Annotated in this window: 19 protein-coding genes; 10 read left to right on the top strand and 9 right to left on the bottom strand. The window is 40.9% G+C overall.

Going from position 1 to position 25076, the window contains the following annotated elements; translation table 11 throughout:
• Nucleotides 1-347: 347 nt before the first annotated feature.
• The 5 genes from KO534_RS10445 (at nt 348) to KO534_RS10425 (ending at nt 7966) form a co-directional block, all read left to right on the top strand.
• The gene (locus KO534_RS10445) at nt 348-2474 is read left to right on the top strand and encodes a glycoside hydrolase family 31 protein (protein WP_215929599.1); all 2127 of its coding nucleotides are present in this window, start codon (nt 348-350) and stop codon (nt 2472-2474) included.
• Nucleotides 2474-3016, top strand: coding sequence for a TRAP transporter small permease (locus tag KO534_RS10440; protein WP_215929598.1), 543 nt, complete (start codon nt 2474-2476; stop codon nt 3014-3016). The genes KO534_RS10445 and KO534_RS10440 overlap by 1 nt, the downstream gene beginning before the upstream one ends.
• A 1-nt stretch (nt 3017) precedes the next feature.
• Entirely contained in the window at nt 3018-4304 is a 1287-nt protein-coding gene (locus KO534_RS10435) for a TRAP transporter large permease (protein WP_215929597.1), read from the top strand.
• Nucleotide 4305: 1 nt separating this feature from the next.
• Nucleotides 4306-5346 (top strand): TRAP transporter substrate-binding protein, encoded by a 1041-nt coding sequence (locus tag KO534_RS10430; RefSeq protein ID WP_215929596.1) that lies wholly within the window; start codon nt 4306-4308, stop codon nt 5344-5346.
• 226 nt (nt 5347-5572) lie between these two features.
• Nucleotides 5573-7966 (top strand): TonB-dependent receptor, encoded by a 2394-nt coding sequence (locus tag KO534_RS10425; RefSeq protein WP_215929595.1) that lies wholly within the window; start codon nt 5573-5575, stop codon nt 7964-7966.
• Between the two features lie 69 nt (nt 7967-8035).
• Here KO534_RS10425 and KO534_RS10420 read toward each other — a convergent pair whose 3' ends face one another.
• The 7 genes from KO534_RS10420 to KO534_RS10390 form a co-directional block, all read right to left on the bottom strand.
• Nucleotides 8036-9271, bottom strand: coding sequence for an NAD-binding protein (locus KO534_RS10420; RefSeq protein ID WP_215929594.1), 1236 nt, complete (start codon nt 9269-9271; stop codon nt 8036-8038).
• A gap of 331 nt (nt 9272-9602) precedes the next feature.
• Entirely contained in the window at nt 9603-10580 is a 978-nt protein-coding gene (locus KO534_RS10415) for a YeiH family protein (protein ID WP_215929593.1), read from the bottom strand.
• Between the two features lie 51 nt (nt 10581-10631).
• Nucleotides 10632-11615 carry a TauD/TfdA family dioxygenase gene (locus KO534_RS10410; RefSeq protein ID WP_215929592.1) on the bottom strand — a complete coding sequence of 328 codons (984 nt, stop codon included), beginning with the start codon at nt 11613-11615 and terminating at the stop codon, nt 10632-10634.
• Between the two features lie 13 nt (nt 11616-11628).
• Nucleotides 11629-12588, bottom strand: a complete 960-nt coding sequence (locus KO534_RS10405; RefSeq protein ID WP_215929591.1) for an aldo/keto reductase — start codon at nt 12586-12588, stop codon at nt 11629-11631.
• A 519-nt stretch (nt 12589-13107) separates the two neighbouring features.
• Nucleotides 13108-13575 carry a DUF1456 family protein gene (locus KO534_RS10400; protein WP_215929590.1) on the bottom strand — a complete coding sequence of 156 codons (468 nt, stop codon included), beginning with the start codon at nt 13573-13575 and terminating at the stop codon, nt 13108-13110.
• Nucleotides 13576-13651: 76 nt separating this feature from the next.
• Nucleotides 13652-14545 (bottom strand): AraC family transcriptional regulator, encoded by an 894-nt coding sequence (locus KO534_RS10395; protein WP_215929589.1) that lies wholly within the window; start codon nt 14543-14545, stop codon nt 13652-13654.
• A gap of 115 nt (nt 14546-14660) precedes the next feature.
• On the bottom strand, nt 14661-14879 hold the full coding sequence (locus KO534_RS10390) for a hypothetical protein (protein WP_215929588.1): 219 nt from the start codon (nt 14877-14879) through the stop codon (nt 14661-14663).
• A 179-nt stretch (nt 14880-15058) separates the two neighbouring features.
• Here KO534_RS10390 and KO534_RS10385 point away from each other — a divergent pair, with 179 nt between their 5' ends.
• The 4 genes from KO534_RS10385 (at nt 15059) to KO534_RS10370 (ending at nt 19470) form a co-directional block, all read left to right on the top strand.
• Nucleotides 15059-15853, top strand: a complete 795-nt coding sequence (locus KO534_RS10385; RefSeq protein WP_215929587.1) for a hypothetical protein — start codon at nt 15059-15061, stop codon at nt 15851-15853.
• 26 nt (nt 15854-15879) lie between these two features.
• On the top strand, nt 15880-16767 hold the full coding sequence (locus KO534_RS10380) for a mechanosensitive ion channel family protein (protein WP_215929586.1): 888 nt from the start codon (nt 15880-15882) through the stop codon (nt 16765-16767).
• A complete protein-coding gene (locus KO534_RS10375; protein WP_215929585.1) occupies nt 16764-18035 on the top strand; it encodes a flavohemoglobin expression-modulating QEGLA motif protein in 1272 nt (423 codons plus the stop codon). The genes KO534_RS10380 and KO534_RS10375 overlap by 4 nt, the downstream gene beginning before the upstream one ends.
• A 121-nt stretch (nt 18036-18156) precedes the next feature.
• Complete coding sequence (locus tag KO534_RS10370; protein ID WP_215929584.1) at nt 18157-19470, top strand: mechanosensitive ion channel family protein; 1314 nt, start codon at nt 18157-18159, stop codon at nt 19468-19470.
• Nucleotides 19471-19577: 107 nt separating this feature from the next.
• Here the strand turns inward: KO534_RS10370 and rimK are convergent, their stop codons facing one another.
• Nucleotides 19578-20483 (bottom strand): 30S ribosomal protein S6--L-glutamate ligase, encoded by a 906-nt coding sequence (gene rimK / locus KO534_RS10365; RefSeq protein WP_215929583.1) that lies wholly within the window; start codon nt 20481-20483, stop codon nt 19578-19580.
• Between the two features lie 251 nt (nt 20484-20734).
• Nucleotides 20735-22522 (bottom strand): carboxyl transferase domain-containing protein, encoded by a 1788-nt coding sequence (locus tag KO534_RS10360; RefSeq protein ID WP_215929582.1) that lies wholly within the window; start codon nt 22520-22522, stop codon nt 20735-20737.
• A gap of 147 nt (nt 22523-22669) precedes the next feature.
• Here KO534_RS10360 and KO534_RS10355 point away from each other — a divergent pair, with 147 nt between their 5' ends.
• A complete protein-coding gene (locus tag KO534_RS10355; RefSeq protein WP_215929581.1) occupies nt 22670-25054 on the top strand; it encodes a GGDEF domain-containing phosphodiesterase in 2385 nt (794 codons plus the stop codon).
• Nucleotides 25055-25076 lie beyond the last annotated feature (22 nt).

Genomic DNA, 25076 nt, shown 5'->3' with positions numbered 1-25076 from the left:
AATGTAAACTGCAAGTTAATAATGCTCTAGAGTATTATTAACTGCTACTCTGATTCAAGGAATTAAATAGATATTGTACTAAAAAATTTCAACCTAAGTGATTAACAGAATTAGAAATAGCTATGTTCAATCATTGGGTCATGCTCAATCTCATAAAATGAGTACAGCTTGGTCACTTAATATATTTAAAGCGATTGACTGTTCTCATCGATTGACAAAAATTTAACACTACTATAACTTATGTCTTATATAAGATTAAACCTATGTTATTTGTTCATGCGTAGTTTGTTTTCCGCAAGCGGTTCAAATAAGTAGAATATAGCAATGCAAACTACCAGAGGTTACCTGTGTCTGAGCTCTCATCATCACAATCGCCAAAACTCAATCTAGCTGCACCTGATTGGAATGTGGTTACCCAAGTGGCAGTGACAGGTGCCGCTTACTTGGCTGAAGATTCTACAATAATGTTGCCCACTACGGTTGGTACATTACAATTGAGTTTTCATTGGTTTGGGTTACGTCTGCGAGCAACAGGCCGCTCTAGTGCCAATTACGAAATGTTGCAACAAGAGCCAGAAAATCAGGTTAGCGAACTTAATCACTCAGAACATAACACGTCTATTTCATCAGGCGATCACCAACTAATTATTCAACATCATCCTTTTTCCTTTGAACTTTTTTACGAAGGAAAAAGTGTCCAAAGAACCCCAAACGATGGACATTTTGTAAGACAGTTTCGAATCCCTCCTTTAGCGAAAACCGATCAGGGGTGGTTATTTAGTTTAGATTTAGGTGCTGAAGAAGCGGTATATGGTTTAGGTGAAAAATGGTCAAGTTTGAATAAACGCGGGCAGTTTATTCGTTCTTATAATCATGATGCGCTGGGCGTCAATGCTGAAATATCCTACAAAAATACGCCTTTTGCTTGGAGTCCCCAAGGTTGGGGAGTATTTGTACATACCCCTGCCCCTGTCACTCATGCTGTGGGCTATGCGCCTTGGTCACAAAGGTCTTATGGCTTATTAGTTGAAGACGATGCCTTGGATATTTTTATATTGACCGGAAAAAATGGTGCAGAAATCATCCATCAGTACACTGAATTGACCGGTAAAGCACCAATCCCACCAGTTTGGAGTTTGGGGGTGATTTTATCTAAGGCCTATTACAAAGATGTACCAGAACTAATGGCTACGGCCAAAGCCGTGCGCGAGCACAACATGCCTTGTGATGTCATCACCTTAGACGGACGTGCCTGGCAGGATACTGATACCCGTTTTGCATTTGAATGGGATCCCAAAAGATTTGCTGACTTTCCACCGAATCAGGTGATTGATGACCTTAAAGCCATGAATTTTAAGGTGTGTATTTGGGAATATCCTTTAGTCTCGGTACAAAACCCTTTGTTTACAGAAATGGCCAAAAAAGGTTGGTTACTTAAAGATAAACGTAGTGGCGAAGCCTACCGTTACCAATGGGACATGAGTGCCTTTGCTGAAGTGTTAACACCCTTACCTGAATCAGGAATAGTGGACTTCACTCATCCTGATGCGTTCGCTTTTTGGCTTGAATCACATAAACCACTATTTGATCTTGGTGTGGATATGATCAAAGCTGATTTTGGCGAACAGCTAGAAGATGACAATATGTTGGCCCACAACGGCGATTCAGGGCATCGATTACACAATGTATACAGTCTTTTATATAACCGTTGTGTGTATCAAGCAGCAGAAAAATATAGCCATACAGGGCCATTTTTATTCAGTCGCAGCGCATGGACTGGTTCACAACGTTATCCCAGCCAATGGGGGGGCGATCCTCAAGCCGATTGGGGTGGATTGATTGGCAGTATAAGAGGCGCGTTGTCTTGGGGCATGTCAGGTGCACCCTATTTTGCTACTGACGTAGGCGGTTTTTATAAAGATACCCGGGATGCGGAATTGTTTGTTCGTTGGTCACAAACAGCAGTGTTTTCAGCGCATATGCGTTTACACGGTATAGGTCAACGCGAACCTTGGAGTTATGGATCACAAGCTGAAAAAGCCGTAGATCAAGCACTAAAATTACGCTATCAACTTATTCCATACCTACAACAAGCTATGCAACAAGCTAGTCAAACCGGTCTGCCAGTGATGCGCGCCATGGCTTTGGCCTTCCCCGATGACAGGTTAGCCCGAGGTTTTGAAATTCAGTTTATGTTTGGTGATCATTTATTAGTGGTTCCCTGCACACAACCCGGTGGTGAAGTAGAGTTTTATTTACCTCAGGGACAGTGGCTTAGATTCCCTGAACAACAAGTGTTTAGTGGAGGCTACGTTCACAAATTAACATTAGCCCTGGATGAAATGGCTGTATTTGTGCCCCATGGACAGACACTCCCTATTGGTCCAGACATACTGCATACAGAGCAATTAGAACACCCCAAAACCGGTATGCAAATTAGTCATTACTGGCCAAACGAAGATGCAAAATCATAATGATTAAGCTGCAGCAAGTTTTGTTCGCACTCAATACTCCGCTGGGTAAGGTCAATTACTTAATGGCGAATGTGGCCAAGAACTTAGCCGGTGGATTACTTGCTGTCATGTTAGGCATGATTTTGGCGCAGGTGTTTTTTAGATATGTATTAAACGATTCACTGGCGTGGACCGAGGAACTGGCAAAATTTTCTATGGTTTGGGTGGCATGTTTAGTCGCGCCATGGGCCTACCGTGAACATCTAAACGTATCAATTCAAATGTTTGCCGATGCGCTGCCAGCTTTGCTACGCAGATTGACTGAATTATCGATAACTCTATTGATCATCATTATTTGCGGCATATTTTTTAAACAGAGCTTAGAGTTTTGGCAGTCAGGACTGAGTATCAACGCGTCTTCTGTGCCAGTGAAATTAGCCTATTTTTATAGCTGCGCCCCTTTTGCATTTGGCTCGATTTGTTTAGTGGGTGTAGAAAAGCTCGTGGAACAATTATGTTTGCCTTTAAATCATTGTTTCGCTCCACCGCAGGACGCTCTTTAATATGTCATTAAGTTACTTCTGGGTATTCATTTTATTATTAACCGCTGGCGCACCTGTCATTTTTGCGCTGTTAATTGGCCCCGGGGTCAGCCTTATACTCGATGGTAAAGAAGTATTTTTTTCTGCTTTATTAAATCGATTATATTCGGGAATGAACTCCTTTCCTTTGATGGCAGTACCGTTTTTTATATTGGCTGGCGAACTCATGAACCAAGGTGGAATCACCCAATCTATAGTGCGTTTTAGTCAAACTTTAATCGGTCACTATCGTGGCGGTTTAGCTCAAGTGAATATTTTATCTTCGGTGTTATTTGCAGGCTTATCTGGATCTGCCGTCGCAGATACGTCTGCATTAGGTAAAATGCTTATTCCTGCGATGCAACAAAATGGTTACAGCCGACGTTTTGCGGCCGCTGTAACAGCAGCATCCTCAGTTATTGGCCCTATCATTCCTCCCTCTGGCATCATGATTTTATACGCTTTTATAATGAACGTATCTGTAGCAGGTATGTTTTTAGCGGGAATTGTACCCGGTATAATGATATGTGCTGGTTTAATGTTAATGACCAGCCGAATATCCAAAAAACGCAATTACCCAGTAGCTAATGCTAAAGCCACATGGCATGAGCGTGGTAGTGCATTAAAAAGCTCGTTTTTACCTTTGTTAACACCTGTTATTTTATTGGGTGGCATAGTACTAGGTGTATTTACCCCCACCGAAGCGGCGGCCGTTGCTGCCGGATATGCACTGATTATTACTTTGTTTGTAACCAATACCTTAAAACTCAACAAGTTGCCTACTATCTTAGTCAACGCTGCAGTGCAGTCCGGCACCATTCTATTATTGGTAGGGTCGGCCGTCACTTTTGCTTGGATCATCACAGTATCAGGCATGGCCGACACCTTAGCGTCTGAAATAACGGGCATCACAGATAACGTGCTGTTGCTGCTTTTAATCATTAACTTATTTCTATTTGCCATTGGCATGTTTTTGGATGCTGGCCCAGCTATTTTAATCTTAGGTCCTGTTCTTGCGCCTATATTCATTTCATTAGGTATTGATCCCCTACATTTTGCGGTGATCATGTGTGTGAATTTAACGGTAGGTCTCGCCACGCCACCTATGGGACTAGTGTTGTTTGTCGCAGCATCGGTGTCTGGTGAAAAAACCGAAAATATCGCGCTAGAGATGTTGCCTTTTCTAGCAGTGGAAGCGGCAGTGATATTTCTAATCACATACTTCCCAGCGCTAACCATGACTTTACCAACTTTGTTTGGATTTGCTTAAGATGTCGATAAAACGCTTAATTTTATTAGTGGTGTACGGGCTAATTGCTATTAGTTGCACAGTGGGGATTTTTCGCGCTAGCGTTACTCAAGCTGAATTTACAATTAAAGCATCGATTCAAGCCTCCATCCAAGATGAAGACTATGTCGGTTTATTAGCGTTTAAAGAATATGTTGAAAAAGCCAGCGAAGGTCGAGTACAAGTGCAACTGTATGCCTCAGGGCAGTTTTGTGGCAGCGTCCCTGAATGTATAAGTAGCTTACAATCGGGGGTTTTAGAAATGTTTCCCAGCACTGCAGGTGGTACAGGTAACTTTTTCGCTCCAGCTCAAGTATTGGATCTACCCTATGTGTTTACCAGTGACGCCCAGGCTGAATGTGTATTGGATGGTCCTATTATTCATAAAATGCGAGAAACAGTGCTAGATAACGGTCTGAATATTAGGTTAATTGGTGTCTCTAATACTGGAGGTTGGCGCAACTTTGCCACAACTAGTAAACCGATTCACAGTCCAGATGATTTAGCAGGTCAAAAAATTCGAACGACACCAGCTGATATTCAGCAGGAATTAGTCAGGCAGTTAGGAGCTAACCCTACGCCTATATCATGGGCTGAACTTTACACAGCACTGGCAACCGGTGTGGTTGAAGGTAGTAAAAACGGCATTCAAGATATCATTGGAGCTAAGCTTGAAGAACATTTAAAATACATCATCCTTGATGGACACTCCTATATGGCCACCCTATGGTGGTTTTCAGAGCCCGTGTGGAAAACCTTACCGCAAGATATCCAGCAAATAGTTATCGAAGGATTTGCCAAACAAAAAGCCGCGGCCAGCGAGTTGGTCGCAACTCAAGAGAGTCATTCCTACAAACTATTTGAGCAAGCAGGTGGTACTATTTATCGCCCATCTTTAGCAGAGAAACAAATATTTAAAGACACCTCAGTAAATATGCGCCAATGGTTTGTCGATAACTTTGGTAACGAATGGTTAGATCTTTTAGATACCTCTGTCGCGCAATGTAATGCAACTATCAACTAGCTAATTTTAACAAATAAGCGTCATTACCCATCTATAATTAACCTAATCGCAACAAAAAGATTGCAAAAACTTTACTTAAAGGTTAAATTTCTTACATCTTCTGTCTTATATAAGACAGAAGATGGTGGCACAAAATAACAATAATAGATGAGCCCTCGCCTCAAGTGGAGATATGCGTTTCACTGAGGTGTCGTTACATAATTAAAACGAAGCTTGAGAGAACACTATGCAATTTAAACCCAGTAACTTACACACCAGCATAACCAAGGCCCTTGCAGTATCTGCTTGTTTGACTATTGGATTATCAGCCAATGCCCAAGAGGCAGATGATACCCAAGATAAAGGTTTTGAGAAAATCACAGTCACCGCGCAAAAACGTGTTGAAAGTCTAAATGAAGTACCGGTCGCGGTATCTGTACTTAGGGAAGACCAAATAAACTCTGCGTTTTCAGCCAATATCGAAGGTCTACAAGCCTTAGTGCCTTCCGTTAGTTTCAGAAAAGGTAACACTACCCGAAACTCTGCCATAACTGTTCGCGGCATAGGAACCATTTCCTTTAGTGTTGCTGCAGAACCCAGTGTTTCTACTGTTGTTGATGGTGTAGTACTAGGACGTTCCGGACAAGCTTTCGTAGATTTATACGACCTTGACCGCATTGAAGTATTACGAGGTCCTCAAGGGACACTTTTTGGTAAAAATGCCTCTGCGGGTGTAGTTAACATCACCACAAAACGCCCATCTGACGTATTCGAAGGCAGCTTTGAAGCAAGTCTTTTTCAAGATAACGAATATCGTTTGAAAACCAGTGTTTCTGGCCCTCTTAACGACAACGTAAGTGGTAGTTTAACTGTTTTAAAATCGCAATTTGATGGTTATGTCCACAACGTATACAACAATCAAACCGTCAGCGGCTATGATAAAGAAGGTGTACGAGCCATGCTCGACATCGAAGCCACAGACGATACCGATATCTTATTTATTTTCGAAAATGTTAATTCAAACGACAGTTGCTGCGCTGATCTAGAACTCACTCCAAGTGGACGACATGATTCAGAAGCCTCGCCCGATAGTACTGGCAGTGGAGATTTTGATCTTGACCAAAGGCAAATTGACCATGACTTTGAAACTCGTACCATAGATGAGACCACTGCGTTTTCAATACAAGTGGATAAGGAGCTGGGAGATCATCAGCTTACGTCTATCACCGCGTACCGCAGCTGGAACAACACTGAATACCGCGAAGGCGACTTCACCTCTACTACTGGCTCTATTCCTTTCCCAGTTAATTTTGGTAACGTAAATGACGGTGGCGTTGGCTTTCAACTTCATGATATTGGGCCACAAGAATGGGATCAAATATCTCAAGAGTTACGTATAGCATCACCTACTGGCGGAGCATTGGATTATCAAGCGGGCTTCTTTTGGTGGAATCAAAAGTCGGAACGTAACTTTACTCGAGATGCAAGTTGTCAGAATAACGGAGGGCAGTTTCCAGCAGCAATCGGCGCATACTTAACAGATGTTCTTGGTGCGGTTGACCCAACAGACGCTGACATAGAACAATTTATCAGCGACCAAGGATTAAGCTGTAACGCCAATGATATTGTCGGCGCTACCGCTTATATGCAAACCGAATTCGATAACTGGGCCTTGTTTGCCGATGGTAAATACCACATCAATGATGATTTCAGATTGTTATTTGGTATACGTTATACCGACGATGAAGTGAGCTTTTCTCACAATCGTAGCAGCAGCGACCAATACAGACGAACTGGTGTAGGAGTACGTGGGTTCGACACCGATTATCAAGGCTCGACCGATGAATCAAATGTGTCAGGAAAGTTTGGTGCGCAATTTGATATTAACGACGACAGCATGGTTTATGCGACGTATTCACAAGGTTATAAAGGCCCAGCGTTTAACGTTTTCTACAATATGGCTGATAACGATACCTTGCCAATTGATGAAGAAACCTCTGACGCCTATGAACTGGGTTACAAATACGCGAGTCGCAGCATAATTTTTAACGCTGCCATATTCCGTACTGAAATAGACGGTTTCCAAGCTAACAATTCAGAATTATTGGACGGAGTCACTATTACTCGCCTTACTAATGCGGGCTCGGTTACTACTGAAGGTTTTGAGTTTGATTTTATGTGGCAAGCCACCGACCAACTAACCTTAACAGGTGGCTTGTCTAGCGTAACAGCTGAAGTGGATCAGTTTTTATGCCCAGATGGCACAACTACTAGTTGTGATGCAGTATCAGGTACCGACCTCCCCTTTTCTCCCGACCTAAAATACTCAGTAACAGGGGAATATGTTTGGGAACTGGATGATATGGAAATTTACCTAAATGGTTCCTACGTGTACACCGACGAAATCTACGCTGGTGCACCTGGTGCATCTCCCACGGCCGTAGACCTGTTGCCTGATTACGGCATATTGAACGCGAGTTTAGCGTTCTCATTCAGTGACGACGATTACCGTATTTCCTTAATCGGTAAAAACTTAACCGACGAGAGTTATATCACCACTTATAGCGGTGATGGTTTCCGGTATCAAATTCCACGTGATGCAAGTCGCTACTTTGGAGTGCAGTTACGCGCTAGATTTTAATTTATCCTAAGTGTGTGTTGGCGCTTTACCTAGAAATAGGTAAAGCGCTTTTTTATTGGGGGCTGAAACTTAAGGTGTCATCCACTCAATTGGGATATTGTCTTTCACCAATTGGTTAATACTCACATTTAAAATATTGTATTGTTCGCTCACATTTTCAGCGAATTTTGACGGCAAATAACTGCGTGCAATAATCATTGAATCTGGATACTTGTTTTTCAACCACAACGAGGTTCTAAAGTTATCTTCCACCGAATTGGTACACAAAATAATAACTGGTTGGGTATTAGATAAATCGACTTTAGCTCGCAATTGTTGCCACACTTCTGGGTGGGAAATGTTGCCTTCAAAAATTTCTCGTTTGCAAAAATTGTTTAGCTGTCGTTGTTCGTCTACTACCTGAATTCGCCGTTTGGCATCAATACCGATAATGGCGATAGTATCTATTTCACGCTGTGCATAATGTTGTAGTTCTTCTAGGATTGTTTGACCAAATAAACCAAAACCTGCGATAACTACCACGTCTTTGGGCACTGTTTCTACAAAATGCGAAATCAAATGTTGTTGAACTAGTGCCGAAGCAGCCAATTGATAGGCGTTAAAATTAATGCACTGTTTAGCCACTGTCGAATCCGCCATTGAACGCATAAAGCGAATACTGTTGCAGTGAATAATAATTTTTCCTTGTAACGAGGGCTGCATTTGCAACATTTTGTGGGCTGCTTCGTAATTTTGAAAGTTATCTTGCCCAAGCAATAATACTTTTTTGGCTTTATGCAGAAATAGTTTTGACAAATAGTAACTGCGGGTAACATCACCATTTATGACCTTGGCATGATAACGGCGTTTTAGTTCTTCTTCGCGGACCGGAGAAACTTCGTCACAAATAACCAGTACCGGAATCTTAGGTTGCAACAACCTCAGTTGTTTTAAATAGGTAATAGTCAATTCGTCTGAGCCTGATATCACTATGTGGTTACTGATCCTGCGAAAATGCCATTTATACGGTGAAATAGTTTTTACTACCGCTTCTATAATCGTTGATGCGGCTAACATGGGTGAGCCAAAATAGCTCAACCATAACATCAACCTTGCGCCCACAGGACCGCCGACAGGCGTGCCTAAATCAAGCCCCCCCATCACAAATAAACCTAAACTGTAATAGGCTTTAGTTAACATATCAGCTGATTGTATGTCTGGTCGCTCTGAGACTGTCACCCCCATCATCAAAGCAAAAAATGCACACAAAAAAAGGATAATAGCGGCCGACCAACGCCAACTAATGATTAAAGAAAGAAAAGACATATCACTCACCTTTAAGGCCAATCAAATATTCAAAACTAAACGCCTCGACTCCACCAATACCCTTGGTAGTATTTTTTCGAGTGCAGACTTAGTTTATTTACTTCAAAAAGACAGCCACTTTAGCAGCGCCAGCGGCCATAAGGTAGTGAATTGTAACGATTTTACTCTTTGGAGCTGAGGTAACTGTTGTCAAAGATTTCTAAAGCGGAAATTTATCTGAAATACTCGGGATTATGCGTATCGACATTCGACTACTTATGATTGTGTGCGCGCTGTTAGGAAAGGTGCGAGTGTAAATGTCGTTAAAGAGCTAGGTGTTAGATTGACGTGATCAAACATAAGGTAGACTTAACAAAATCAAAGCAGCAATCCACATTGTTTCGCAGACTAGCAGCAAGATCGGCTTGAAGCCCACCTCGAGAAGTTGCTTCAAGTTAGATTTCATACCAATGGCGGCAATAGAAATCACCAAAGCAAATCGAGATAAATCTGTGGCACTTTGAGTCACAACTTCAGGTAAATCGAATAAGCTATTAATTGTCATTAATACAACAAAGGCGATTAAAAATGCAGGAATTCCTGGGGCTTTAGCGTCAGAGGTTTTATCCAAGTTCATTCTCAGAACTAATAAAATACACACCACAACAGGCATTAAAAGTGCGACTCGCACTAACTTAGTTAATGTAGCTAAGTCTCCAGTTTGTTCTGAAACTGAATACCCTGCTCCCACTACCTGAGCGACATCATGAATGGTACCGCCTAAGAAGATACTCGTTTCAGTAGGATCCAAATTAAATAGCCCAGCCACTATTGGGTACATCACCATGGCTATGGTAGACAATGCCGTTACCCCTACAATTGTCAGTAAGGTGTCACGATCTTTATCTTTATTATCAGGAAGTACCGCAGCAATAGCCATTGCTGCAGACGCGCCACATATTCCTACTGCGCCACCAGTCAATACACCAAAACGTTTTTTTAACCCCAACGCTTTAGCTAATAACATGCCTAGTCCAATAGTACTCACAATCGCCACCACCAATAACAAAGCGGTTTTCCAACCTAATGCCACCAAATCACCAAAAGCGATGCGTAATCCTAGTAACCCCACCCCTATGCGCAAAATATGGCACGCAGTAAACTCAATGCCTTCTTTGCATTTTGTGCCTTCATATAAAAAAGACATCGCAATGCCTAACAACAAGGCAAACAACATAGCCGGTGCGCCATAGTGTTCACTTAAGAATAACGCCGCTAGACCAACAATAACGGAAATTAGAATACCAGGTAGCTTAGTTTGTATTTGCAATTTAGTAGCTCATTTAGTCGGTAAAATTGGTCATGAAAAACGATTGTTCACTTAGTCAATAGCTAATGCGACCAACACTTGGCGTTTACGTTCTCCGGAAAAAGGACGTCTACCATGCATGGCCATATAATTATCGACTAAGGCCACGTCTCCATCTTGCCAAGGCAAGTCAAAGGTATACTTTTCAGACAACTTAACGGCTAATTGTAACCCTTCAATTGGGATTGGGGTACCATCACCAAAAGTAATCGCACTAGAGGGGTTTTCACGTACGCCTTTCCATCCCATATAGGCTGCAATCAATTGATTATAAAAAACTTTTTTATCATTTCCAATGTCAATCACAGCAGGTAAAACTGGTGTGGTTGCACGTAAACTGCCGTCTTCTAACCATTCCCAGCTATATCCCAACTCTGCCAATTTGTGCTCCGCTTGTGTCTGGTCTTGTACACTTAAGGTGCTTTTCCAACTGCGGCCTTGTCCTGAGTTTGAGTCATCTTCAGCAGGCATTTGAGTGGTGTATTTGAGCCCCTTGTTTGCAAAGTCTGCGGCTACTTCTGGCATTTGTTTTAGCAAATTTGCAAATAACATGTCAGAACGACACAACGGGGTTTCCCCACCTTGCTCCGCTGCACTTTTACAAAAGAAAAATAATTTACTTGGCGAGATCGGGGTTTGCGCCATTTCATGATGTAAGAATATTTCTACATCTTTGGGTGCTTCATTGGCTGTAAATACCCTTTTAGTAAAGTTGATCCTAACAGCATTCGACAACGATTCTTTGTAGGTAAAATTCGGATATCCAAAGGAATTCGAAAACTCGTCAAAGCTCTCAGCAGAATCCACAGGAAAACCACGAAACAATATCGCACCAGATTCCTTCAATTTGGCTTCGAGTTCAGGCAAGTTCGATTTAATCCAATCTGCGCATTGTTGCTGTGACGTCATACTACCGTCATTGACTACTACGCTTGGGAAAACTGAATCACCACAATCCAATTGATGGGGCACGTCTACAAAGTTTATCGGTTGCATAATCAGGCACTCTCTAATCGTAAATGGGGTGAAAAGTATTAAAGGCAGCTTCGCAGAAGTTGCCGGGATCATTAAATCGCCTATTGCTATTAAGCGCAGAAATCCCAGACATTTCCTGTGGTGTTAATTCAAAATCAAAAATATCTAAGTTTTCTATTAAACGTTCAGGGCGCGAAGTTTTCGGAATAATCGCATTACCCCGTTGAACTCCCCAGCGTAAAACCACTTGGGCAGCGGTTTTACCGAGTCGTTGAGCCGCTTGTTTAACCACGTCCTGCTCTAATACAGACTCAGCAGCGCCGGCCATATCTAGCTCTAAATAGGATAAAGCACCGAGAGGAGAAAAAGCCGTGACTTCAATATCGTATTGTTTAGCTAAGCGCATCAAACGTTCTTGTGTTAAATAAGGGTGAGATTCTACTTGTAACACTGAAGGTTTAACGCGCGCATAAGCCATCAAATCGTGCAGCAAACCCGTGTTGTAGTTACATATACCAATTTGTTTCGCCAAATCTTGCTCGAATATATCTTCCATTCCTTGCCAAGTTTCAAACAGAGGTACCGCTGCTATTTCCATTTTTCCGCTTTTGGTATCTGTTATCCACTCTGGCGGATAACGGTCTTCAAAATCTACGAAGGGCTGCGCGATAGGGAAATGAATCAAATAAAGATCCACATAATCTAACTGCAAATCAGATAGTGTTTTTTCTAATGCAGGTTTTACATGCTCTTTAGCGTGATAGGTATTCCACAACTTAGAGGTAATCCAAAGTTCTTCGCGGCTACAGAGCCCATCGTCAATAGCGCGTTTGATACCTTCACCAACTTGCACTTCATTACCGTAATCACAGGCACTATCTAAATGCCGGTAACCAGCTTTAATTGCGTTATAAACAGCATCTGCACAGATATCCTGAGGGATTTTCCAAAGACCAAATCCAACTTTTGGCATTTCTTTATGATTATTTGGCATCAATTCATTCCAATATTAATAATGACTACATTATTTTATGTCTTATATAAGACATAAGTTAAGGTAATGCTCAAACTTTGTCAAATATGCAGTGAAGATATTATCTGTGTGGATCGATTTATTGATATTTTGAATCAGCAGTAGTTAACAACCGACTTCTATATTAATCTGACAGCAACGGTCATCTATTCAGTCGTGGTATGGTTTGTAGGTGTTTGCTTTGGTTTTCAGAAACAACGTTGAAGTGCAACTGCTTGCATTGTTAGCAGTAATTTTGCTTGAACCAGAAAATCCATAAAGACTCAATTGGTAATATCAATTGAACCCTTGAGCGAATTTCAGCGAATAGTTATTCGCTAATTAATGATGAATTTTGACTTAATTCGCTATTGGCAGTTAGTGACATACTTCTTACAACTTTGGACAAAGAAGTATGTCAATCAAACAACGGCTAGTGGCTTACAAATGACATGAAAGCGCTTAAACTTTAACGACTTAGAGCAAAATTAAAGTACTCGTTTAGCCCCCATCACCACGTATTTTTATCTGTAATCCCTTTAAAAAATTACGCATTATTTGATCGTTACAAGCACGATATTGGCGATTTTCTGGTTTTCTGAAGAAGGCACTCAATTCGTGCTTACTGATTTTAAAACCGCTTAAATTCATTGCTTCTAAAACCGCCTCAGCTTGCATATTGAGGGCAATTTTTAACTTCATGAAAATAATATTGTTTGTCAGTTTGCGTTCTACTGGCGCTTCTACGCCCTCTCGTTTTCCACGATTTAAGTTAATTAAACCATTTAAAAACAAAGAAAACTGTAAATCAGTAATTTCTACAAATGCTGGATCATCGTCTTTACGTAACCAACTATGCAGCTGCTCAACAGTTGCGGGGTAATCAGCTTGAGCAAAAATTTCAATCATTTTGGCGTCGTTGAAATCGAAGATATAACGCACACGGCGCAGGACATCATTATTGATCATATTATTCCTAAAAAACGAAGTTGGATTATCCAACCTTAAACATCTAGCTAGTTTAAAGGTTTTTACAAGGAATGCGTTACTTTATTGGTAGATAAATCTCGGTAACCATTTGGTGTTCAGGCACATCGGGGTAAAAAGTGACACGTTTAATAAAACATGGAAAATCTCTGAGGGTTTCATCGCTGTGTATTATCCACTCACGATACAAATAATGAATACTTTGACCAAGACTGCTTTGTGTTCCGACATGCCTTAAAACTGCGCAGCGGCCACCAGGGATAATCTTTTCTATTACTGAGTAAGTATTTGCTTTAATTGGTGTTTGAATCGAGGCGCATACATCAAACCTATAGTCTTGGGGCGCAACACTTTGAGGATCATCGTAGAGAATATTGTAGGTGTCGCTGGATTTAGGTAAAGGGCCATTTTCTTTGCGCCATTGAATAAACTTTCCTACGGTTTCCATCACTTTGTTAGGTGCGCCGCGGTGCTCTAAAGCTGCAACAGTTGTTTGTGTAAAATCAATAATTTTAACATCGTAGGAATGATTGTTAGCTAACATATTTGTCTCCTGAATATAATTAGTTAATGAATTGAGTTGTGATAATAAAGGGTCAATAACCTGATGCCACAAGGCCCAGTCTGGAGATTGCCTAAAAACAGATGGTGTTACCCCTAAAATTTTTTTGAACTCTCTTGATAGACTAGAAGCATTCTCGTATCCACAGTCAGTGGCGATTTCTAATAAAGACACTTCATGACGAAATGCTAATTGATAAGAAACTTGTTTAAACCTTAATAACTTAATGTATTTACCCACACTCATTCCTAAATGAGCCACAAAAATACGATGAAAATGATACTTAGAGAAAAACGCAATATCACTTAATTCAGACGTCGTGATTGATTCATTGAGATGAGACTCAATGTATTTAACAACCACACTGAGCCGTTGCAGATAGTTAGACAAAAAGATGTTTCTCGATTAATTTTAATAGCAACATTGTGCAGTAGTTGCCCTTAAATTACTTAACCAAAATTGCTCTTTTTAGGGAGTATTGACACAATACTTTATGGTATGCGCCTTAGAAACCAAAGCTGATTTGTTGCCGTTGAGATTTGATTCTGGTCGCTTGCTGCTGCTTTGCATAAGCTCTGAGTTTATTCATACGAGTTAAAATATTATCAGGGTCTTCAGATATTTGCGCCTGACTACATAAATCCATATTGGCATAATGTTCAGCGCACAGGCTACTATGGTTTAATTTATTCGCTCCACAAATAGTGTTGAAATGATTATTCATGCTGCCTCCAATTAACAACTGTATACACATACAGTATAATATTGTTCAGTAATTGTGCAACTGTTTTTATTTACCTCTAAAAAAACGACCTACGACAAAAATGTAGTAATGAAAGTGTTTAGCGTGATATATGCTACAAACCTAAAGAGTCATACTGTATTGCCGTGTCTGGAGTGTTAATGTCAAAAAGAATAAAGTGGTGGGGAGACGTCTCTTTAGCGCTAGATGAAGTTAAAGTCTGGGACTTAGGCAAACGTATGATAGCCATCCAAAGGCTGCACAAAGAGTGGGTTATCTGGAACAAGGAGTCAGATTCTGAAAGCACCTCTCAAATTGCGGTTCATTCACAAAAGTCGGCTGATACGTTCAGCGATGTGCCCTACTCAAGACATTTAGTCAATCAAACGAGTGATTCTATCAACATTTCCCCTATGTTGGCTGACCGTTCCATTGTGGCAAGACCTGCCACTTCGTTAAATATTCTTTCCGGTGAACATATCGAGCTCTATGTTAGCTCTCCATTATGGTTTTTAATGAAACTAAAACTCAAAACTGCTCCAGTAGTAGATATCCCTTTCTTACGTCCTTCCGACTCGTGGTTTGGCCCATCAACTATGGAAGGCGAGTTATGTTATGCGAAATACACTGATGCTAGGGTCAATTTAGCGCAAATTGAAAAACGTGATCACCGAGCGATTACTCCAGTTATCATAAAAAACCAACATACTGAAACCTTAACTATCGAGCGGATTAATCTCCCAGCTCCATTTTTAACTCTATATACTGATGAAAATCAAGATTTTTGGACTCAAGAAGTCGAAATTACCTATCACAGTGACAGCAACAAAACAGGATTGAGGCTTAAAGGTTCTCCACCTAATAAAGGAACAGGAAAGATGATGTTAATATCGCAGGCGCGGCAATTATCTGACAGTCATCATTTGGTTAAATCTATTAAGAACTTGTTAGGTTAATACCCTAATTAAGTGTGGAGTCCGCAATGCAAGAAACAACCTCAACGATCAGCCTAATGGAACAACTGCATATATTTGCTATATCTAAAGCACTACTGATTTTAATCGTTGGCTACTTTATCGCTAAAATAGCCAGTTCTGCGGTTTTACGGATAGAGTTTAAGCATCTTGGCACCCACGGAAAAGTACAGTTAAAGAGAGCCATTTTTTATGGCATTTTTATTCTTATGCTTTTTTCCGCCCTGAGAGAATTAGGGTTCGATTTAAGTGTGGTATTAGGCGCTGCTGGCATTCTAAGTGTGGCTATAGGGTTTGCGTCTCAGACATCAGCATCTAACCTTATTAGTGGAATATTTTTGATGATGGAAAGGCCTTTCTCGATTACCGACATCATCAAAGTAGGAGATACCACCGGAGAGGTCATTTCCATCGATCTGTTATCCGTTAAACTAAGAACCTTTGATAATCTATTTGTGCGTATTCCTAACGAATCAATGATTAAATCCCAAGTGACAACTCTCACTAAATTTCCGATACGACGGGCAGATTTACAAATTGGCATCGCTTATAAAGAAGATATTGAACAAGTAAAACAAATATTGGGCGCTGTCGCGGCAAAAAATGTCTTATGTCTAGATGAACCCGCTCCTTTGTTTATTCTACTCGGTTTCGGTTCTTCATCTGTGAATATTCAATACTCGGTATGGGCCAAACGAGAGAACTTCTTATCGTTAAAAAATTCTATGTATCAAGAAGTTAAAAAGGCTTTTGACGACAACAACATTGAAATTCCTTTCCCTCATATTAGTTTCTATTCGGGTGAAGCAACTCAACCACTGCCCGTTACATTAAATGCTAGCTCCCCTATTTCAGGCAGACCTGTTAACGACACAATTGCAAGTAAAGACCTATGACATTGGAAGCAGAAAAGCGCCGTATTCAAAACCTAAGCTCACTATTGTATGGTGCCAGTCAATCGATTCGGATCCTCTCTCATGTAGAGTGGCAACGCGATGTAAAACGCCAGTTTTTTGCAAACCAATGTAAAGAGCTACCTAAAGTCATGTATTCTGACTTCGATCCAACTAACACGTTGTCTGCGGTTGCTGAGGCTCGGGCGCTAATTGGAAAATCAGATGTAGATAAATGGTTTGAAAGTATTGCCATTAAACTCGAATACAGTGCATTAATGATGGCATCAACCGGCACTAAAAAGTTCTATGAGTATTCGGAAAAACTTTATGGTAAACCCACTAACCCTTTTGTTGATGGTAAATCCACTCCCCTAGGATTAGCCAAAAGTTTTGACAAACAAATTAGTAGTTATGCCAACTACGATGTTGGAGCTCCCGCCCCTGTTTGTTATCTAGCATCGGGGATCGCCGCAGAAATGAAAGAAGCAGTCGTTAAAATGTTTGGGGATGAAGCACCACAAGTTGAAATTGTAGATGAACTGTCAGCCAACGCCTTAGCTAGCCCCAAACTTATTCGGATCAGAAAAACCGCGTGTTTTACGGATTTAGACGCACAACAGCTAATTAATCATGAGGCTCATATTCATGTTGCAACTTCAATTAATGGTTTAAATCAGCCGTTTCTTAAAATTTTAGCGGCGGGACATCCCGGCACAACTAAAACTCAGGAAGGATTGGCCGTATTCGCCGAGTACATTACCAATTCTATTGACTTAGATCGGCTAAGGCGATTGGCTGATCGCATCATTGCCATTCAAATGGCAATTGAGGGCGCTGACTTTTTACAGGTATATCAATACTTTCTTGAACGTATTGGAAACGAATCTCAAGCCTATGAAAATAGCCGTAGAGTATTTAGAGGCGGTGTTTTGAGCGGTGGGGCACCTTTCACTAAAGATGGAGTTTACTTAGAGGGATTAATCCGAGTTCACAATTTTTTAAAAGCAATAGCAGCCAATGGTCGAGCAGATTGTCTTAAACTTTTGTTCTGTGGCAAGTTAGACATTGAGGATATGCCGGTAATATACAAACTTGAAAAAATGGGACTATGTAATGCGCCAAAACATCTGCCTCCTTGGGTGAAAGATGCTCGGTATTTATTGGCTTACTTAACCTGTTCCGGATTTCTCAACCAAATGGATGTGGGCAAAATATACTCACACTATGATGAGTTGTTACATAGCATTCCAAAATCCAGCGGAGCATGAACCGCAACAGACAGACCACTAGGCTAACCGCAATGACAGCCAGTCATCCCAAGTTAAATAGCTATGAAATGTCTATGCTATCCTTCATTATTCAGGTTCAAATCTAAAAAGAGTTACGTTCATGGACACACAATCAGTGTCAACAATGTTAGACCAAACACTGCAAGCTGCGCAGCTTGCCATCGCAGACAGTCGCACATATATTCAATTTTTTGTTATTGTGATTATTTATATTTTGTCCTTTGCTGTTGCCTATAAAATACGACATAGCGTTGGACTGACACATAACGAGCCCTTAGAAAGCGCTCATCCCGTGCGTAAACTTGGGTATAGAATTGGCGGGATCTTATTTCCTCTAATTGCGATTATTTTACTGCAAATATCCTCGAAAGCCGGTGAAAGTCTCACCTTTACACCTTGGTTAATCGAAACCGCATTAGCCATTGCAGTATTACTATTTTTCAACTCTTTAATACGGGCGTTTGTGCAACATCAGTTTGCTGCATCCCTGTTTAGATGGGTAGGCTTACCTATATTAATGCTGCACTTATTGGGCTTGCTAACCGCTGTTACTCGCGCCCTTGAAGAGATTTCTTTGGACGTTGGAAACGTCAGTATTTCTGCTTATGGAGTGGCCAGAGTACTTATTTTTGGCAGTTTTCTATTTTGGTTGGGCCGTGCCTCCAATACCTTTGGCAAAGCGGTGATCAAAAAACAAGCGTCCCTTGATGTGCCGACTAAAGAGGTATTTAGCAAATTATTTGAGGTCAGTCTTTTTTGTATCGTTATGTTGTTGTTGCTCAATATAATGGGAGTCAATCTGACGACTCTGGCAGTATTTGGCGGTGCTGTGGGTGTAGGACTCGGGCTAGGTTTACAATCTATCGCTTCAAACTTTATATCAGGAATTATTATCCTGTTAGATCGTTCTCTCACTGTGGGTGATTTTGTTGAACTGGATGACGGACAAAAAGGGTTTGTTAGAGAATTTAAAATGCGCTATGCAGTATTAGAAACCTACGATGGTAAAGACATTTTAGTACCTAACGAAAAGTTTATCTCTTCTTTGATGGTCAACTGGACTCATAAAGATCCTAAGCAACGATACCGAGTTGATTTTTCCGTACCTTATTCGACCGACGTACGCAGTATGGTTGAATTCATTAAAGTCGCGGTAGCAGAACATGAACAAGTCATTAGTGGTATGGATGTCCCTTTTGAAGAACGTCCTGACTGCGAGATTGACAGTTTTGGCGATTCCGGCATTAACATGTTTGTGGAGTTTTGGATGATAGGGATAGACGATGGTAAAAATCGCGTAGGTGGAGACTTGATGTTAATTATCCTAGAGACCTTACGTGAAAATGGCATAGAAATACCCTTTCCTCAACGAGAAGTTAAAATTATTGATCCAAAGCAGAGCTCACCAAAATAATTGCTACTCATACTTGCTAAGTAGACAACCAAAAAGGCCAAGTTAGAGCGAGCTATCTTGGCCTAGTTTGATTCGAGTTTAAATTGCTGATAATTTGCGCTACATTGCTATCCCTTACCCTGCGTTCTTGTACGATGAGGTTTGGCATTTTTTTCTATAAATTGAAATATCAAATCAGCCACATCTTTTTCAGTGGCGGTCTCAATACCTTCTAAACCCGGTGAAGAGTTAACTTCCATCACCACAGGTCCACGTTCGGCGCGCAGTAGGTCTACACCACAAACATTGAGTCCCATTATATTCGCAGCCGCCACAGCTGTCGCTCTTTCTTCTTTGGTTAACTTCACCAAAACTGCAGAGCCACCACGATGCAAGTTTGAGCGAAATTCACCTTCAGCACCTTGGCGTTTCATAGCGGCGACCACTCTGTCACCCACAACAAAACAACGAATATCTGCACCACCTGCTTCTTTAATGAACTCTTGAATAAGGATGTCTGCGTTTAAGCCCATAAACGCTTCTACTATCGCTTCAGCAGTTTTAGCCGTCTCTGCCAATACCACACCAATACCTTGAGTGCCTTCTAACAATTTAATGACACAAGGCGCACCACCAACATTTTTGATTAAATCTTTAATGTTATCTGGACGATTAGCGAACCCCGTTCTAGGCAAACCAATCCCCTTTCTAGATAGGAGCTGCATTGAGCGAAGTTTGTCACGAGAGCGGCTAATCGCCACAGATTCATTTACACAAAAACTTCCGGTCATTTCAAATTGCCTAACCACAGCTGTGCCATAAAAAGAGATCGAAGCGCCAATACGAGGGATAATTGCGTCGTATTGTGGTAACTCTTTTCCTTTATAACGCACTACTGGTCTACTGCTGGTGATATCCATATAACAATGAAGTGTATCAATGATATCGACTTCATGACCTCTAGCGAGGCCAGCTTCTTTGAGTCTGCGAGTCGAATACAAATTTTTATTACGTGACAAAATCCCAATTTTCATACTGTACCTACAAGGTTGGTTTACTAGCTAAGGTGATCGTACCTATAAATAAACGTCATATCGACTTATTAAGCAATGATTATTGGAAATTTAATAATTCGACAATCCACCAGTAGTTTACGTCAAGGTTTCGCCACTTCGCGGTTGCTCCTAGACTTACAGATATTCATGTACAGTGTAAGTTAAATACGGTTCTTAATAGGTAGTGCTAAGCTTTATATTGTCACAGAAAATAAAGTAAAACTGTCAGATTATCCTAGCAGCGCTAATATCAGCATTTTCCTAGTGTCTGCAGGTTCAATTACCGCATCAATTTCCAGAACGCTAGCGACTTCTTGAGCTTGTCCTTTTTGATATTGCTGTGCCAACAACTTTTCGTAAAGTGCGGTTCTGGCGTTAGGATCTGCTACTTCTGCGAGTTCTTTTTTGAATCCGAGCTTAACTGCCCCTTCTAACCCCATGCCTCCAAACTCACCATTTGGCCAGGCTAATGTGTAACTAGGTTTACTGGTATTGCCGCCCAATAAAGCCTGTGCCCCTAATCCGTAACACTTTCGCAATACTACCGCCACCAAAGGCACGGTAAGTTGGCTACCTGCAACAAACAATTGCGACAGACTACGCACCGCTCCCCTATCTTCATGCTCAGGACCTACCATAAATCCAGGTGTGTCACACAACACTGCCAATGGAATAGAAAACTGCTGGCAAAGCTCCATAAATTGACTGGCTTTTTCGCCGGCATCAACATCTATCGCACCGCCTAACACTTTGCAATTGCTAGCTATCACGCCTATTGGATGGCCTTGTAGATGCATAAACCCTGTTATGACAGCCCCTCCAAACTGAGATTTAATTTCAGTAAAGCTATCGGTGTCTGCAATAGTGTGAATAACATCTTTAACGTCATACACAAAACGTCTGTCTTCGGGTAACACTTGATTTAATAATTGTTGATCAGCATATGAACACTCTTGCTCATCTAGCAACGGCCCTTGAAAATACAGCAGACATTTCTTCGCTATCTCGGCCGCTTGCTGTTCATTTTCCACTAAAATATCAACTACACCATTTTTGCACTGTTTAGCACTGGGCCCGATATCAGTGGGCTTCACAACGCCTAAGCCCCCTCCTTCGATCATTGCGGGTCCCGCCATGCCGATCCATGATGTTTGCGTTGCGATTGTGATATCAGCAGCGCCAAACAACGCCGCATTACCAGCAAAACAGTAACCGTTGGCTACGGCTATACGAGGCACTTTTCCTTGAAGCCCAGCCCAGGTTGCAAAAGATTGACACTGCAGGCCTGAGTTCACTGTAGTGATATCAGTATCACCTGGTCGTCCCCCGCCACCCTCTGTATACATGATAACCGGATACTTTTTCTGTGCAGCGACTTCCAAAATTCGATCTAGTTTCTGATGATGAAAAAATCCCTGTGTTCCTGCTAACACACTGTAATCATTGATAACGATAGCTGTAGGCGTTTTTATGTGTGAAACCAAATCTTGATTAATTTGACCAATACCAGTGATAACACCGTCAGCAGCGGTTGCTGACTTTAAATCCTCGTAGTCACGACGTAAACGTTGCGCAGCCACAGCCATTTGACCATATTCCATAAAACTGTCTATACAACACAGGTTTTGTAAATTTTCCCTGGCGCTTAAGTACCCTTTTTGGTGACGCTTTAGTTGCTGCTCAATTCTATATTCATCGAGAGTCAGCGCCTTTCTTGAGCGCAACGCCTTGAGTAACATTAGGTTGGTATTTTGAGTCTCGGGCTCTTCGTTGGTTTTTGTGCCATTGACACTATCAGCGGCTAATTCAATGACTGGCATACCCACATCACAATCATCACCAATGCTCACAAAAAGGTGCTTCACCCTGCCCGCAACATTCGCGCTCAGGGTGGTTTGCATTTTCATAGCTTCGATAATAACTAAAGGTTGGTCTATGTAGACTTGTTGATTTTGTTTAACTAAAACTGCGACAACATTGCCCTTGTTGGGCGCGACCAAAGTGTGAATAGAAGCCATAAAGACACCGTTACATTATTAAATTATTCCTCATTATCATCGACAAGCAGTTTTAATCCCACTCAATATCGTAAATAGACATAAATAACACAGACTATAACGGCAAAAAAATATACCTTGACAGTATTTAAAAATATCATAACAATCATGACGATAGTTAAAAGTAGTCGCTATATTACCCTTGAGTTAGCATCGGAAGCGGGGGGCTTATTCGATGTGAAACGTTTTTCAAGTGTTGGGGTAAATAAGGCATATAGAATGATCGAAAAATTGAAAAATTCCTTTTTAGACTATTTGATGCTGTCAGATGATGAAAGTACGTTTTCCGGCATAGAAAAATGGCGAATAAGTGCTCTGCGTATCATGATGATTAGCTGTTATTCACTATACGCAGTAGTCGCAGTTCACTGCGTTGTCAAAACACTTGAGGTTGAATACTATGTCACGCTACCGGTATTAGTATGCTTTTACCTAGTGGGCGGTTTACAACTTTGGCTATCAAAATCGCACTATCGTATTAGCGCATATAGTCTCTTATTAAGTATTGTACTCGCGGCAGTGTGTATCAATTTAATGGTGCAAGTCCCAACATTGGCAATGTTAGGACCCGTGTTTATTTTTTCTTTGCCCTTAGTGGCGTTTGTGCTGTTAGGTATTAAAGTTGGCGTTATTTGCATGTTTCTCAACATTATTCCTTTCGTTACTTTGTTAAATGGCTTCCAACTTAACCAATACATGCACGAACATCCCTATCTGGAAGAGGCTAACGCCTATATTTTTAGTATCATTTTTTTGTTTTTTAATGTCTGTATCCCGATGGGCATCGCGCGCGCAAATGTCGCAAATTCTCGTTTAAACAAACGTATTATCGAACAGAATGTCGATTTGCAACTGCAAAATGATTTTTATAAAACGCTATTTGTTGAAACTGATATTGCTAAACTCGTGGTATGTGCAGATGGAGTGGTCTCTGAGATGAATATCGCCGCAGAACAATTGCTACACTGCAATTTTAAACGGCAGGCCCAAGCTATTAATGTAGCAGATTTATTTATAGAAATGCCTGAATCAGAAGGCACTAAAACTGTCAATTTGACAGTCGGCGGCAAAATGAAAATGTTTAAAATAAGTCGCAGTACCGTACTGAAAAATAATTATTACTTTCTCACTATTCAAGACATAACAGCTAAAACAATGCTGCATAAAACCTTAGCTGCACAAAGCTTACTGCATCGAAAGCAAAATTTAGACGAGGCGACTCGTTTACCAAATCGAGAGTGGTTAGAGGGGCATTTAAAAAACCGTTTAGTACAATCAGATTCAGAATTATGCATTGTCGCTATCCGCATCAAAAATGCAGAATTTGTTGCCCAAAAGCATGGATTTAAAACACTTCCGGTAATGATCCGCAATCTAGCAGATCACTGGTTATCTGTTACAAAAGTGCCTTGCCAATTTGGGTCAGTCAATCCAAACAACTTAACTGTTATCAGTGAATTATCTGACAAAGATACGCAAAGTTTGCTTACTTCATTTATCGAGCAGTTACCAAAAAACACATTCATTGAAGACCAAAAAATTCCTCTAGATATTCAGCTTGGTATTTCGCTATCTGACGGTACAGATCATGATCCTGAAAAACTGATAAACAACGCCTTGTACGCCGCAAATTCAAGTAATCTCGATATTAACTTCTACGATAATTCAAGTCTGGAGCGCTTTATTGAACATCAGGAAATTAATATTCTTTTGAGTGAAGCCATCGCCAATGATGAATTACATATCGAATATCAACCCAAAGTAGAAGGGGATGGTAAATTAATTGGCTTAGAAGCCTTATTACGCTGGAGTTCTCCGGTAATTGGTAAAGTATCTCCTAGTGTTTTTATACCAATAGCGGAAAAGTCAGGGCTAGTTACCAGCCTAACTCGTTGGTTAGTGTTAAACGTTTGCAAACAAATAAGCCTGTGGCAACAAGCTGAGCTAAAACTAGTGCCAGTAGCTATCAACGTTTCTGGGGCAGATCTTGACCAAGATGATTTTCATGAACACGTGATCAAACCGTTAAGCGAATACAAAATTAATCCCCAGTTAATTGAACTTGAATTAACAGAATCGGCAAGAAGTATTTCCAATGAAAAAGCCTTAGCAACCATACATCACCTAACCAGTTGGGGATTTGACATCACAATAGACGACTTTGGTATCGGCTACTCCGGTATTGCAAAGCTCATCTCTTACCCAGTTAAAAAAGTGAAAATCGATCGGCAATTTATTAAGAATATTGATAAAGACAAGAGGAAACTTCAGGTAATTGAAGCAATCATTGCTATGTGTAAAGTATTTAATATACAAATACTGGCTGAAGGCACAGAAACCTTCGCTGAAGTTGACACCCTAATCAAATTAGGTTGCCATAATTTTCAAGGTTATGTCTTTGCCAAACCAATGGATGCAGAATCTGTAGGTCAATTGTTACTGATCCAAAATGTTTTGGATTATAATAAGTGTCATCCACTCTATATAATTTGAGCTCGGGCAAAATAGAATAAAG

It is taken from the genome of Paraglaciecola arctica (genome assembly GCF_018861065.1).
Lineage (GTDB): Bacteria > Pseudomonadota > Gammaproteobacteria > Enterobacterales > Alteromonadaceae > Paraglaciecola > Paraglaciecola arctica_B.
The sequence above is the reverse complement of the archived record's forward strand: the minus strand, read 5'-3'. Positions and strand labels throughout refer to the sequence as shown.

Excerpts from the sequence above, each read along its gene's own strand:
- KO534_RS10440 (WP_215929598.1), top strand. The coding sequence starts at position 2,474 with ATGATTAAGCTGCAGCAAGTTTTGTTCGCACTCAATACTCCGCTGGGT.
- KO534_RS10435 (WP_215929597.1), top strand. The coding sequence starts at position 3,018 with ATGTCATTAAGTTACTTCTGGGTATTCATTTTATTATTAACCGCTGGC.
- KO534_RS10430 (WP_215929596.1), top strand. The coding sequence starts at position 4,306 with ATGTCGATAAAACGCTTAATTTTATTAGTGGTGTACGGGCTAATTGCT.
- KO534_RS10425 (WP_215929595.1), top strand. The coding sequence starts at position 5,573 with ATGCAATTTAAACCCAGTAACTTACACACCAGCATAACCAAGGCCCTT.
- KO534_RS10420 (WP_215929594.1), bottom strand. The coding sequence starts at position 9,271 with ATGTCTTTTCTTTCTTTAATCATTAGTTGGCGTTGGTCGGCCGCTATT.
- KO534_RS10410 (WP_215929592.1), bottom strand. The coding sequence starts at position 11,615 with ATGCAACCGATAAACTTTGTAGACGTGCCCCATCAATTGGATTGTGGT.
- KO534_RS10405 (WP_215929591.1), bottom strand. The coding sequence starts at position 12,588 with ATGCCAAATAATCATAAAGAAATGCCAAAAGTTGGATTTGGTCTTTGG.
- KO534_RS10400 (WP_215929590.1), bottom strand. The coding sequence starts at position 13,575 with ATGATCAATAATGATGTCCTGCGCCGTGTGCGTTATATCTTCGATTTC.
- KO534_RS10390 (WP_215929588.1), bottom strand. The coding sequence starts at position 14,879 with ATGAATAATCATTTCAACACTATTTGTGGAGCGAATAAATTAAACCAT.
- KO534_RS10385 (WP_215929587.1), top strand. The coding sequence starts at position 15,059 with ATGTCAAAAAGAATAAAGTGGTGGGGAGACGTCTCTTTAGCGCTAGAT.
- KO534_RS10380 (WP_215929586.1), top strand. The coding sequence starts at position 15,880 with ATGCAAGAAACAACCTCAACGATCAGCCTAATGGAACAACTGCATATA.
- KO534_RS10375 (WP_215929585.1), top strand. The coding sequence starts at position 16,764 with ATGACATTGGAAGCAGAAAAGCGCCGTATTCAAAACCTAAGCTCACTA.
- KO534_RS10370 (WP_215929584.1), top strand. The coding sequence starts at position 18,157 with ATGGACACACAATCAGTGTCAACAATGTTAGACCAAACACTGCAAGCT.
- rimK (WP_215929583.1), bottom strand. The coding sequence starts at position 20,483 with ATGAAAATTGGGATTTTGTCACGTAATAAAAATTTGTATTCGACTCGC.
- KO534_RS10360 (WP_215929582.1), bottom strand. The coding sequence starts at position 22,522 with ATGGCTTCTATTCACACTTTGGTCGCGCCCAACAAGGGCAATGTTGTC.
- KO534_RS10355 (WP_215929581.1), top strand. The coding sequence starts at position 22,670 with ATGACGATAGTTAAAAGTAGTCGCTATATTACCCTTGAGTTAGCATCG.